This window comes from Vibrio sp. SCSIO 43135 (assembly GCF_023716665.1).
GTDB classification, from domain to species: domain Bacteria; phylum Pseudomonadota; class Gammaproteobacteria; order Enterobacterales; family Vibrionaceae; genus Vibrio; species Vibrio paucivorans.
Map to the genome: position 1 here is coordinate 486,963 of NZ_CP071860.1, position 13,298 is coordinate 500,260.

At 46.2% G+C, this 13,298-nt stretch carries 11 protein-coding genes and 1 pseudogene; 7 read left to right on the plus strand and 5 right to left on the minus strand.

All coding sequences use genetic code 11. From position 1 onward, the window contains the following. Window positions 1-48: 48 nt before the first annotated feature. The 5 genes and pseudogenes from J4N42_RS16590 to J4N42_RS16610 all read right to left on the minus strand — a co-directional run bounded on the left by J4N42_RS16590 (window position 49) and on the right by J4N42_RS16610 (window position 5,311). On the minus strand, window positions 49-1,116 hold the full coding sequence (locus tag J4N42_RS16590) for a porin (protein WP_252033575.1): 1,068 nt from the start codon (window positions 1,114-1,116) through the stop codon (window positions 49-51). Window positions 1,117-1,256: 140 nt separating this feature from the next. Continuing rightward, on the minus strand, window positions 1,257-1,730 hold the full coding sequence (gene nanQ / locus J4N42_RS16595; RefSeq protein WP_252033577.1) for an N-acetylneuraminate anomerase: 474 nt from the start codon (window positions 1,728-1,730) through the stop codon (window positions 1,257-1,259). 64 nt (window positions 1,731-1,794) lie between these two features. Then, window positions 1,795-3,294 (minus strand): sodium:solute symporter family protein, encoded by a 1,500-nt coding sequence (locus tag J4N42_RS16600; RefSeq protein WP_252033579.1) that lies wholly within the window; start codon window positions 3,292-3,294, stop codon window positions 1,795-1,797. Window positions 3,295-3,432: 138 nt separating this feature from the next. Beyond that, a pseudogene (locus tag J4N42_RS16605) lies at window positions 3,433-4,169 on the minus strand (N-acetylmannosamine-6-phosphate 2-epimerase). 272 nt (window positions 4,170-4,441) lie between these two features. Further along, a complete protein-coding gene (locus tag J4N42_RS16610; protein ID WP_252033581.1) occupies window positions 4,442-5,311 on the minus strand; it encodes a MurR/RpiR family transcriptional regulator in 870 nt (289 codons plus the stop codon). 289 nt (window positions 5,312-5,600) lie between these two features. Between J4N42_RS16610 and J4N42_RS16615 the strand changes: the two genes are divergently transcribed. The 7 genes from J4N42_RS16615 (at window position 5,601) to J4N42_RS16645 (ending at window position 13,209) form a co-directional block, all read left to right on the plus strand. After that, a complete protein-coding gene (locus tag J4N42_RS16615) occupies window positions 5,601-6,491 on the plus strand; it encodes a dihydrodipicolinate synthase family protein (protein WP_252033583.1) in 891 nt (296 codons plus the stop codon). Between the two features lie 577 nt (window positions 6,492-7,068). After that, on the plus strand, window positions 7,069-7,488 hold the full coding sequence (gene rbsD / locus J4N42_RS16620; protein WP_252033585.1) for a D-ribose pyranase: 420 nt from the start codon (window positions 7,069-7,071) through the stop codon (window positions 7,486-7,488). A 29-nt stretch (window positions 7,489-7,517) separates the two neighbouring features. Further along, the gene (rbsA, locus tag J4N42_RS16625) at window positions 7,518-9,023 is read left to right on the plus strand and encodes a ribose ABC transporter ATP-binding protein RbsA (RefSeq protein WP_252033587.1); all 1,506 of its coding nucleotides are present in this window, start codon (window positions 7,518-7,520) and stop codon (window positions 9,021-9,023) included. Between the two features lie 32 nt (window positions 9,024-9,055). Further along, window positions 9,056-10,024 carry a ribose ABC transporter permease gene (rbsC, locus tag J4N42_RS16630; RefSeq protein ID WP_252034178.1) on the plus strand — a complete coding sequence of 323 codons (969 nt, stop codon included), beginning with the start codon at window positions 9,056-9,058 and terminating at the stop codon, window positions 10,022-10,024. A 115-nt stretch (window positions 10,025-10,139) separates the two neighbouring features. Further along, window positions 10,140-11,018: a ribose ABC transporter substrate-binding protein RbsB gene (gene rbsB, locus J4N42_RS16635; protein ID WP_252033589.1), complete on the plus strand. Its 879-nt coding sequence runs from the start codon at window positions 10,140-10,142 to the stop codon at window positions 11,016-11,018. Between the two features lie 240 nt (window positions 11,019-11,258). Continuing rightward, complete coding sequence (gene rbsK / locus J4N42_RS16640) at window positions 11,259-12,179, plus strand: ribokinase (protein WP_252033591.1); 921 nt, start codon at window positions 11,259-11,261, stop codon at window positions 12,177-12,179. A 22-nt stretch (window positions 12,180-12,201) separates the two neighbouring features. After that, window positions 12,202-13,209, plus strand: a complete 1,008-nt coding sequence (locus J4N42_RS16645) for a substrate-binding domain-containing protein (protein WP_252033593.1) — start codon at window positions 12,202-12,204, stop codon at window positions 13,207-13,209. The last annotated feature ends 89 nt before the right edge of the window (window positions 13,210-13,298 follow it).

Here is a 13,298-nt window from a genome sequence, read left to right on the forward strand (position 1 = left end):
GGTACCTATAGGGGGAGGTACCGCATTACGTAGTTATGGACTGAGTGATTACCACTCGTAACGCAGGCTGGTGGTGAACACTGCGCCTTTCTGGCCAGAAACACTTGCGCCAGAAGAGGTAATGTCTGAGTTGCCACCTTTGTTGTCGGTGTAGTTCAAGAAGATTGACGATTGACGCGTCAGGCGGTACTGCACTTCAGTTTGAATTGCATCTTCAATCACATCTTCGCCGTTGGTTGACTCATCTAGGGCTAAGTAACGGTAACCCGCGCGAACAACCCAGTCTCCGAAATCGTATGCAGCACGGAAGTCGTAGCCTGTTGTGTCGGCATTGTCGCTGCTGTTTCTAAGCCCCATTGATTCTTGGGTGTATGCCGCACCTAGGTATAGGCCGCCAAGGAAGTATTGCGAACCCAAGCCCCAAGTTTGGTAATCTTGTACGTCGGCGTTTGCATCGTCAGACTTGTTGTACTGGAACATTGCAGCTGGCTTTAGGATACCCGCATCACCCATGTCGATGGTGTAACGCGCTGCTGCGTTGTAACCGTAATCAACGTTGCTGTTGGTGATAAGTGCTGTACCGAATGCCAAGTTGCCGATTTCGTTACGGTATTGGAACGTACCGTTTTGACGGAAGATAAGCGCAGCACTGGAGTCAACAGTGCCTACGTGGTAACCCGCTACTGGGTCGCCACCAGTAGAGAAGATATCACCAATGTCAGAGAACAGAGTCACTACCGACAGCACACGGCCTGTTTCGATGCGGCCATTTTCGTTCATGTCGATACCTGCCCACACGTAACGAGCTTGCCAATCGATGCTTGCGTCTTCATCGTTTGAAACCAATTGGTACTGCATCTGACCAATGAGTGAGTAATCGTCGTTGATTACTTGGTGGCCGTTGAAGCCAACACGAGCACTGACAGAACCGTTCAGTTTCTCGTCGCCATCTGCGGCTGGGTTGCTGTGCTCATCGTGATATTTGAAATCACCTTGAACACGACCATACATGTTCAACACTGAGCCATCTTCTGCTTTATAAATTTGTGCTGCTTGAGAGGTAATAGGCAGTAGAGCAACCGGAGCCAGCGCCAGAGCAAGTAAAGTTTTTTTCATTTTAAGTACCACTTTTGTAGAGATATATCCCTAATGTTTCACTCGCAAATATCCATATTTGCTTGTTTTTGGCACGACAAAGCCCCCGCCATTAGAAATGGCGTATTAGGAGGGCGATAACGTGTATTTAGTAAAAGTTGTTAGTTAGCGAGCAAACGCTTGTGGAGTTTCACTACCACTTTCTTGAGCTTTTCAGGCTGAGCGATTTCGCAGCCGGGTTTGTGGGGCTCTCCCGGGAAGAACACCGCAAACATGCCTGGTTGTAGAACCACTTCGCTGGTGTCGGTCATGTTGCCGACTAAGAAGAAGTCGTTCTCGGCATCGTAGTCGGTCGCCGGAAGGTTCTTTGGTGATTCGTTGCAAAATTGAATGCGTTCTTCACCATAGATAAGGCATTGAATATCTAAATAGTCTTGGTGGACTTCAGCTTGTTTGCTTTCGGCAGGAGCCGTGTTGAATTCCATGACGTTAGCGAAGATATCGTCGCCATCTATGATGTGTTGACCCACTTCCAATTCCATCAAGTCGACGGTTTGTAAGTAGTCCAAGCAACGTAAGATTGGCTTTGGCAAATATTGGTTAACGTTATGGTGTTGAATATGACCGTAAATCACAGTGGGTATCTCCAAATTCTAGGGTAGGTTGCAAGGGCTCTCTGCCGAGCCCTTGCACGGTTGGTTACGCCTTAGCGAGCTTTCCCACAGTCAATTGCTCTTTGTCTGCATCGCTTAACGTGTTTTTAAACAGTGGCGCAGTTAGGTAACCCACAATGACTACCATTAACGTGCCAACCACACCGTAGAAGAAGAAGTTTAGGTCAGTGAAGTAACGTACACACACAACCGTCGCGATACTTGAAACCACACCAACTAGTGCGCTAGAAGCATTCGCTTTGCGTACGAAGATACCCAGCATGAATAGACCTGTCATTGGGCCACCCATTAGGCCAAGTAGGCTGTTGAACGCATCCCAAATTTCGCTTTCGTTTGAAAGGATAAGGTACGTAGACGCACACACACCAAGAATACCTGCTGTAACAGTTAGGATTCGGCCTACTTTCAGCTTTTGTTCTGCCGATGGCTGGTCACTGATTTTTTCGTAGATGTCTGAAGTGAAACATGCTGCAATGCTGTTCAAGCTACTTGAAATACTCGATTGAGACGCTGCAAAGATAGCGGCAATAATCAGGCCTGCAACACCCGCTGGCATTTGTGAAATCACGTAGAACGGTAAGATACCACCTGTGTTGAAGCCTTCTGGTAGAAGTGCAGGGTTTTGTGAGTAGTAAGCAAACAAGCCTGAACCTACTGCGAAGAAGAAGATTGGCACACACGCAACCAGTTTTGCGTTAGTAATAAGTGCGCGCTTAGTTTCTTCGATGTTGTCGGTCACGATGTAACGTTGTACAACGTCTTGGCTTGCGGTGAATTGCTGCAGAGACGCAAAGAAGAAGCCAATCATAAGAACAGGAATCGTGCTTTCACTCCAACTCCAACGGAACTGTTCTGCTGGGAAGTATTTACCTTCGCGAGCCGACATGCTGAAGATTTCAGTGACGCCGCCATCAACGTTGAAACAGATCACTAGGAAGATAAGGATAGCCGCACCAGACAGCATAATGCCTTGGATTACGTCGGTCCAAATTACGCCTTCAATACCACCCAAGAAGGTGTAGATGATACACAGAACACCAATTAAGAATACGATGGTGAGTGGGCTCATGTCGATGAATGGCATCAGCGCTAGAGCGGTTAGGTAAGTCACGATAGCGATACGACCAATGTGGAACAGCATGAATGAAATACTGCCGAATAGGCGCATTTTCACATCGAAGCGACGCTCTAGGTATTCGTAAACGGAAGTGAGGTTCAACTTACGGAAGAAAGGGATGTAGAACCAAAACACGATCGGCAAGATCGCAATTGCGATGTACTGACCGATGAGGAATGTCCAGTCGTCGGTGTATGCTTTCGCAGGGATCGACATGAAGGTGATAGAGCTAAGGGTAGTGGCGAATACACTGAAGCCAGCTGCCCAGCCCGGAATTCGTCCGCCTGCTTTAAAGTAATCATCCGCTGATTTCTGGCGCTTCGCGAAGTAAACGCCGACTCCCATAATTGCACCTAAATAAACTATCAAAGCGATATAGTTTAGTGTGCCAAATGAACTTGCTTCCATTAGGGTAAACCTTTTGTTGTAGGATTTAATTGTAGGCAAAGCAGTGCCAGTAATACTGTGATTCGCAGCGTTTTCCCGCTACTGCTTGGCCGATTTATTCAAAGTTTTATTAATATTTTCGGTGACGGAGCGTCGTGGCTAAGCGATTTCTTGTTTTAGCTGTTTCGCGTCAGACACGGCCTTATCAAACCAACCACATATGTGTTCGATTCGGGTTATCGCAGAGCCGACAGTGACACAAGACGCTCCGGCAGAAATTGCTTGAGACGCGAGATCCGGTGAGTTGAATCGGCCTTCCGCCATTACGAAGCAGCCTCTTTTCGCCAGTTCAGTAATGAACTGGAAATCAGGCTCGGTAGGTGTTGGCCCACCCACATAGCCTGATAAAGTTGTCCCGATCACTTCGCAGCCTAATTCTTGGCTGTGTAAGCCTTCTTCTAGGTTGGAGCAATCTGCCATCGCTAAGCAGCCTAGGCTGTGAATGGTGTCGACTAACTGAGCGACAGGAGTTGGCCTAGCGCGATCGGTTGCGTCGATCGCTATGATGTCAGCGCCTGCTTCTTTAAGTGCGATTACGTCTTCAACGAAAGGCGTGATGCGTACGTCTGTGCCTTCAAGGTCACGTTTAACAATTCCAATGATTGGCACTGAAACCAGTGGGCGAACGGCTTTTAGGTTGTCTACGCCTTCAATTCTTAAAGCGACTTGCACCACCAAGTACGCTCGCGTGAGCCATGGCGGCGACGATTTCAGGCTTATCCATTGGTCCGTCATCAACAGGCTGGCAAGAAGAAACAAAGCCCTTTGAGAGAGTTGCAAGAATAGGATGTGATAAGTGTTGCATGTAAGCTAAACTCCAAATGAGATAATGCCATGTAAGTTTCACTCCATTTTGTTGTTTTGGAGTGAAACTTCAACGATCATTGTTCGAAATGGAGATTAACCTCTCAAAATTATTTTCTCGCCTCACTATCTATTGTTTACGTTTAGTTGTTAAGTTATTGAATATTTGAAATAAACTAATATCCAGGGTTTCGTAAATAATTTTATTTTGGAGTATTACTTCGGTGAATGGTTATTAATGGAGTAAAAAAAGCCCCAACTGAATGCTGGGGCTCTTAGTAAGGTGATTGGAGTGGAGAAGTTACTACTGCTGTGAAATGGCTTCTGTGGTCTTCAGCTTGATATCGAATGTGCCAGAAATATCGCGCTGAACGAGTAGGGTATACATCAAATCCAGTACGAATAGCTGAGAGATTTTGGTACCAATGGAGTCGCCTTGAAGTTGGCCTTGTCGGTTACCGTTAACCAGAACTTTGTCTGCGTATTTGGTGATCGCGGAGCGTGGATTATGAGTAATAGCGATGGTTGTCGCGCCGTTATCTTTGGCAAGCTTCAATGCTTTAGTGGTTTCTGTAGAGTCACCAGAATGGCTGATACCAATAGCGATGTCGCCAGGTTTCAATAGAGAAGCCTTGATATACATGAAGTGGTTGTTGGTGTAAGCATCAACATTTAGACCAATACGCATAAACTTATATTTGGCGCTTTCAGCCGTAATACCGGATGAACCTACGCCGAAGAAATAGATGGCGTTAGCGTTTTTGGCTAACTCTGCCGCGGCGTCTAGCTCTGCGAAGTTCAGTAGATTCAATGTTTCCGATAGTACGTGGTCTATGGACGACTGTAGCTTTTTGCCAATCATCTCTGGGCTGTCTTCCGGTGTGACGTCGGTATCGAGAATGGAAGGTTCTACGGTTTTGGCGTTAGACACCTCTACCGCCAGCATTAGTTTGAAATCCTGATAGCCATTAAACCCAAGTGTACGACAGAAACGAATGATGGTTGCGTCGCCAGCATTCACTTCTTGTGAAAGTTCAGCAATAGAAAATGTGCTGATTTGCTCTGGGTTGGCTGTCACGTAATCGGCGATGCGTTTAGAAGAGGGCGTCAAGCTGTTATACAGGCTACCAATGGTATCCAAAATGTTTCCAGCTCTGATCTGCGGTTTGGTCATACTTTCGCTCTTATTCACTCGGTAATTAAAGCCATAATGACATATATTAATGACATTATGAAGTTATACTCCATGAAGGCATGATAACCCATTTTCATAGCAACGCTGAGTTTTAAAGGGGTTTAGTGAAGAAAAAAATTGTGCCGAGGTCACATTTTGGCTTTTACGCCATTATTTTTGTTGAATCATGAAATTTAGCTCCATAATATAAGTGCAGCTCCACTTTTTGAATTAATTATGAAGTATTGCTTCATATCATTCCGCTACTTCGGTATGCCGAGAGGAAAACATGAAAAAACTAACTGGCCTAATTGCTGCTCCACACACTCCGTTCGATAGTAACAACCAAGTGAACTTCAGCGAGATCGACAAGATCGCTGCACACTTAATCGCGGATGGCGTAAGCGGCGTATACATTTGTGGTACTACAGGCGAAGGCATTCACTGTAGCGTCGAAGAGCGCAAAGCGATTGCTGAGCGTTGGGTATCGGCGAGTGCTGGGAAGCTAGACATTATTGTCCACACTGGTGCGCTTAGCATTGTAGACACGTTAGAACTGACTAAGCACGCTGAGACTATCGATATTCTTGCGACTTCGGCGATTGGCCCTTGTTTCTTCAAACCGGGCAGCGTTGAAGCATTAGTTGAGTACTGTGCAACCGTTGCGGCAGCGGCACCTTCAAAAGGTTTCTACTACTACCACTCTGGCATGTCTGGCGTAAATCTAGATATGGAGCAGTTCCTTATCCAAGCAGACAAGAAGATTCCAAACCTTTCTGGCTTGAAATTCAACAGCGGTGACTTATACGAATACCAACGCTGCTTGCGTGCATGTGATGGTAAGTTCGATATTCCATGGGGTGTAGATGAGCATCTACCTGGCGCGCTAGCGGTTGGTGCTAAAAGTGCGGTAGGTAGTACCTATAACTACGCAGCGAAACACTTCAATTCGATCATCGAAGCGTTTGAGCAAGGCAAACACGCTCAAGTTATCGAAAAAATGGATACAGTTATTGCTCTTATTCGAGTGCTGGTGGAGTTCGGTGGTGTTTCTGCGGGTAAAGCTGCAATGGCACTGCACGATATCGACGCGGGCGATGCTCGTCTGCCACTACTTCCTCTTTCTGCAGAGCAAAAGGAAGTGGTAGTAAGCAAAATGCGCGCAGCTGGTTTCCTATAAAATTAACTTACTAACTGCCTGTTTAGGGTCTGTTAATCTTTCGAGCTGATTTTTGCAGCACTTTGTGGGAAATTTATACAAGGCAGAGGTTTTGATGTGTAGCTAGTCTACATGAGAAGCCGATAACGCAGTAGAAATGAACCACAAAGGCTGCCCAGAGGGTTCGGTTAAAATCGTTTTATGCTTTGTTGAAGACTATTTGCTTAGAATACTAGGCTACACAGTCTTCGCCTCGCCTAAAACGATTTTATCTCGAACAAAATTTAATCACGAAAGGTCAACAGACCCTAGAGAGTCGATAGCCCGAACTAAGGATTAGTTCGGGCTATTTTTTTGCCTAAAACTACACTTATTGACAACTCTCTCAGTGATCCCGTTCACCGTTTCCCGCCTGTTTCAAAACATTTCAAAGATCAAAATCACACATTGATTCGGTGAGTCGTGCAAAACAAAATTTGTGCATTATTCTTTCATCGAAACGTTTCGATGGGTGTTTTCTCAAAGCAAAATGACAACAGTTTCACAAGAACAAGCACTCATATGAAGTCTTAACGTAGCCCAAAATTAAGGTCGAGAAATGAAAAAAAGTACTCTCATCAATGCCGAATTATCGTATTTAGTTGCGACGCTAGGCCACACCGATGAAATCACTATTTGTGATGCAGGCTTGCCTATCCCTGATGATGTGCAGCGCATCGATTTAGCCTTGACCCATGGCGTACCAAGTTTCCTTGAGACAGTGCGAGTGATTCTGTCGGAGTCTCAAATTGAAGGTGTTGTGATTGCTGAAGAGTTTGCTGCTGTTAGCCCAGAGCACCACAGTGCACTCATTAAAGAACTAAAATCAGAAGAAGAATGCACGGGTAAATCCATCGAGATTCACTACGTGTCTCACGAAGAATTCAAAGTAAGAACGCAGTCGAGCCGTGCAGTAGTGCGAACGGGCGAATGCACGCCTTACGCCAACGTTATTTTCCAAGCTGGCGTTGTATTTTAACGCTTTCGATATCGAATTGAGGACATGACATGACTCAAGCCATTTTACAACTCAGCGAAATTGAAAAAGCTTTTCCAGGGGTGAAAGCCCTAGACAAAGCAAGCCTCAATGTTTATCCAGGCCGCGTTATGGCGCTGATGGGTGAAAACGGTGCTGGTAAGTCGACGCTGATGAAAGTGCTAACAGGCATTTACTCACTGGACGCCGGTAGTATTCATTACCAAGGTGCATCGGCAGCATTTAAAGGCCCACGCGATTCTCAACAAGCCGGGATCAGCATCATTCACCAAGAGCTGAACTTGATCCCTGAACTGACTATCGCAGAAAACATCTTTCTGGGGAGAGAGTTCACTGGCGCGATGGGGCGCATTCAGTGGGGCAAAATGTATCAAGAAGCGGACAAGCTGCTTGCGCGTTTGAACGTCAAACACAGTTCTAAAACCTTGCTTGGTGATTTAAGCCTAGGTGAGCAACAGATGGTTGAGATTGCAAAAGCACTGTCTTTTGAATCTAAGGTGATCATCATGGATGAGCCGACCGATGCGCTAACCGATACGGAAACTGAATCTCTATTTAAGGTAATCAATGAACTTCGCGACCAAGGTTGCGGCATTGTTTACATCTCTCACCGTTTGAAAGAGATCTTCGAAATCTGTGATGACATCACTGTGCTGCGCGATGGCAAATTCATTGGTGAATGCCAAGTGTCGGATACTGATGAAGACGGCCTGATCGAAATGATGGTAGGGCGTAAATTAGAAGAGCAGTACCCACGTATTGATGTATGCCACGGTGATACTTGCCTTGAAGTGATTGGCCTGACCGGCTCTGGCGTTCACGATGTGAGTTTTACGCTTAAGCGCGGCGAAATTCTTGGTGTGTCTGGCCTTATGGGGGCAGGGCGTACCGAACTGATGAAGGTGATTTACGGAGCTCTACCAAGTGAGCGCGGCGTGATTAACCTTGATAACAAAACTATTAACCCAGTAAGCCCACAAGATGGCTTGGCGAATGGCATTGCTTATATTTCTGAAGACCGTAAAGGCGATGGCTTGGTTTTGGGCTTATCGGTTAAAGAGAACATGTCCTTATGTGCACTCGATAAGCTGACCAAAGGCGGCCAAATTCAACACAATGAAGAAGTGATTGCGGTTGAAGACTTCATTCGCTTATTCAACATCAAAACACCAACTCGCGATCAAATCATTGGCAACTTGTCTGGTGGTAACCAGCAGAAAGTAGCGATTGCAAAAGGGCTGATGACTAAGCCTAAGGTGTTGATTCTAGATGAGCCGACGCGTGGTGTAGACGTTGGGGCTAAAAAAGAAATTTACCAGCTGATCAACAAGTTTAAATCGGAAGGCATGAGCATCATTTTGGTGTCGTCTGAAATGCCGGAAGTGCTTGGGATGAGTGACCGCATCATGGTGATGCACGAAGGGCGTATCAGCGGCGAGTTTGATGCCAAAGATGCCGACCAAGAGAAACTACTCGCGTGTGCGGTAGGTAAAAAGATTAACGAGGAAGCAGCATGAGTGTGAATGCTACAAACAAAGCGACCAATGCTATGAATAATACAGCCGAACAAAACAGCAAAAAGCTATTTAGCAAAGAGTGGTTAATTGAACAAAAGTCACTGATTGCCTTACTGTTTTTGATTGTTGTGGTGTCTTTCTTAAACCCGAACTTTTTTACCGTAGACAACATTCTTAATATTCTGCGTCAAACATCGGTGAACGCAATCATCGCAGTGGGTATGACCTTGGTTATCTTAACTGCTGGCATCGATTTGAGCGTGGGTTCGGTACTCGCACTCTGTGGCGCTTTCGCTGCCACCATGATTGGCATGGAAGTGCCTGTAATGATAGCAGTACCAACGTCTCTTGTTGCCGGTGCTGCGCTTGGTGCGATCAGCGGGATCATTATCGCTAAAGGCAAGGTTCAGGCGTTTATCGCGACCTTGGTGACGATGACATTGCTACGTGGCGTGACCATGGTTTACACCGACGGTCGCCCAATCTCGACTGGCTTTACCGACACCGCTGATGCGTTTGCATGGTTTGGTACAGGTTACGCATTAGGTATCCCAGTTCCGGTATGGATGATGGTGATTGTATTTGCTGCTGCATGGTACTTACTCAACCATACACGTTTTGGCCGCTACGTATACGCTCTGGGTGGTAACGAATCTGCGGCGCGCCTATCGGGTATTAATGTGGACCGCGTGAAGATGGGTGTTTACGCCATCTGCGGTATGTTGGCAGCGCTTGCGGGCATCATCATTACTTCTCGCTTGTCTTCTGCTCAGCCAACTGCGGGTATGGGTTACGAACTGGATGCAATCGCAGCGGTTGTTCTCGGTGGTACCAGCTTAATGGGGGGGAAAGGCCGAATCATGGGTACTTTGATTGGTGCACTGATCATCGGTTTCCTGAACAACGCCCTAAACCTACTCGACGTATCTTCTTACTACCAAATGATTGCCAAAGCAGTGGTTATTCTCTTGGCAGTATTGGTTGATAACAAAAACAAGTAAATCTTAACGATTTCCAATAATTACGTACGAAATTAGACAGTACGGATAAAACTGAGCCAACGAACTTTTTACTAACAGGGTAACTTGGCTCTCCCCTACGAAAAGGACTATAACGATGAAAAAACTAGCAACATTTATTTCTGCTGCACTTCTGTCTTCCACTGTTTCTGTGTCTGCACATGCGCAAGATACGATGGCAATTGTACTATCGACACTGAACAACCCATTCTTTGTGACGATGAAAGACGGCGCTGAAGCAAAAGCAAAAGAGCTAGGTTACGACCTAATCGTTCTAGATTCGCAAAATGACCCAAGCAAAGAGCTTTCAAACGTGGAAGATCTTACGGTTCGTGGTGTCAAAGCGATTCTAATCAACCCAACGGATTCAGATGCGGTATCGAATGCAATTCGCATGGCAAACCGTTCTAACATTCCAGTACTAACGCTAGACCGTGGTGCAAGCCGTGGTGACGTTGTTAGCCACATTGCGTCAGATAACGTAGTGGGTGGTGAAATGGCGGGTCACTTCATCATGGAAAAAGTAGGCGAGAAAGCTAAGGTTATCCAACTTGAAGGTATTGCAGGTACGTCTGCTGCACGTGAACGTGGTGAAGGTTTCATGAACGCAGTGAAAGGCAGCGACATGGAACTACTAGCAAGCCAACCAGCTGACTTCGACCGTACTAAAGGTTTGAACGTAATGGAAAACCTGCTTGCCGCTAACCCAGACGTACAAGCAGTATTTGCTCAGAACGATGAGATGGCACTAGGTGCGCTACGTGCAGTTCAAGCATCAGGCAAAGACGTAATGATTGTCGGCTTTGATGGTACTGACGACGGTATCGCAGCGGTTAACCGTGGCAAGCTAGCTGCAACAGTGGCACAGCAACCAGACCTTATTGGTGCGCTTGGCATCGAAACTGCGGCAAAAGTACTAGAAGGCGACAAAGTTGAAGAGTACATCCCAGTACCGCTAAAAGTCGTTACTAAGTAATTCACTTACCCCAAGTGGGTTAGCAGTGTGCTTGCTAACGTAGTTTGGTAAGCCACTGACTTTGTTCTCCTCTTTCCCCCTATAGTCAAACCGTTAGGGGAGAACAAAGCTGATGTTTATGGGTTCTTGCTGTTTTAACAGAGAGCCCACAACCATCAGCCAATATGGAATCACTTCCAGTGAATTTCATGAATTCGTATCTCAATTAAGTAAGGTTCACAGAGAACCGAGGATAACCGTATGAATCAGTTAGTGGTATTAGGTAGTGTTAACGCTGACCATGTTCTTCAAGTGCCTTCATTTCCTCGCCCAGGCGAGACGCTTCACGGTCGCAACTATCAAGTTATCCCAGGTGGTAAAGGGGCAAACCAAGCGGTAGCCGCCGCACGCTTAAATGCTGACACTGGCTTTATCGCTTGTGTGGGTGACGACGCATTTGGTATCAATATTCGCGAAGCATTCAAGTTAGATGGCATAAATATCGCGGGTGTGAAGATGCAGCCAAACTGCCCAACGGGCATTGCGATGATCCAAGTATCTGATAGCGGTGAGAACAGTATTTGTATTTCTGCTGAAGCAAACGCGAAGTTGAATGCCGATGCAATTGAACCCGATTTAGAACGTATTCGCCAAGCGAACTACCTGCTCATGCAATTGGAAACGCCATTAGACGGTATTGAAAAAGCGGCACTTGTTGCGAAAGAAAACCGTACTAATGTCATCTTAAATCCAGCGCCAGCACGCGAACTGCCAGACAATTTACTAAAATGTGTAGATGTCATTACACCAAATGAAACAGAAGCTGAAGTGCTAACGGGTATCACGGTTAATGACGACGAATCGGCGCAGGAAGCTGCCAATGCACTGCACCGTAAAGGTATAGAGATCGTTCTTATTACCCTAGGAGCGAAAGGTGTTTGGTTAAGTCAAAATGGCCGTGGTGAGCTTATTGCAGGTTTCAAAGTGGAAGCCACTGATACCACGGCGGCAGGCGATACCTTTAATGGGGCATTGGTCACTGGTTTATTGGAAGATATGCCTTTAGAATCAGCGATTAAGTTTGCTCACGCTGCTGCGGCGATTTCTGTGACTCGCTTTGGTGCACAGACATCCATTCCAACTCGTGCCGAGGTGGATGAGTTTCTCAGCGAGAGAGCGTAAACGCCAATTATAAGGAAGTAACATGGCAACGATGAAAGACATAGCAAGGCTTGCAGGAGTTTCCACTTCAACCGTTAGCCATGTTATTAACAAATCTCGCTATGTTAGTGAAGAGATCTCCGAGCGGGTCAACCGAGCCGCTCAAGAGCTAAACTACGCGCCTTCTGCTCTGGCGCGTAGCCTCAAAGTCAACCGCACTAAAACCATTGGAATGCTAGTGACAACCTCGACCAACCCCTTCTTCGGTGAAGTGGTAAAAGGGGTCGAGCGCAGCTGTTATCACCAAGGTTATAACCTCATTTTGTGTAATACCGAAGGTGATAACGAGCGCATGAAAGCTTCTATCAATACGTTGCTACAAAAGCGCGTGGATGGTTTGTTGCTGATGTGTTCTACGCTGGAAGGGGAGCGCATTGATGTATTCGAGCGCTACCCAGATATTCCTGTTGTGGTGATGGATTGGGGCCCAATGCTGTTTACCAGCGATAAGATTCAAGATAACTCTTTACGCGGCGGCTATATGGCCACTAAATACTTGATAGATTCAGGGCATAAAGAGGTAGGTTGTATCACAGGTCCTCTGATCCGCCATCAAGCGCAAATGCGTTATGAAGGGTATAAGCGTGCAATCAACGAAGCCGGTTTGGACTTTAACCCTAACTGGATTGTTGAAGCAGACTTTGAGTGTGAAGGGGGCTATGAAGCTTTCAACAAGATCTTATCCAAAGGCGACTTGCCAAGCTCCATTTTCGTTTGTAACGACATGATGGCGATGGGCGTCATCAATGCAGCAAATGAAAAAGGGATCAAAATTCCCGAAGACGTTTCGTTGATTGGCTACGATGATATCCACATCGCTAAGTTTATGTCTCCGTCGCTTACAACCATTCACCAGCCAAAGTATCGTTTAGGCAAAGCGGCGGTGGAAACCTTACTCAAAAAGCTAGAAAAAGAGACGGAAGAAGCGCAAGTGGTTCAGTTAGAGCCAACGCTAGTTGAGCGCGCAAGTGTGAAAGTGCTGAACCAGTAGGTGTTTCGCCACTGACCCATAAGATAAATTAAAGCCGCAGCATTACGCTGCGGCTTTGTTATTTATACTGAGTTTTAGCTATTTAGGTG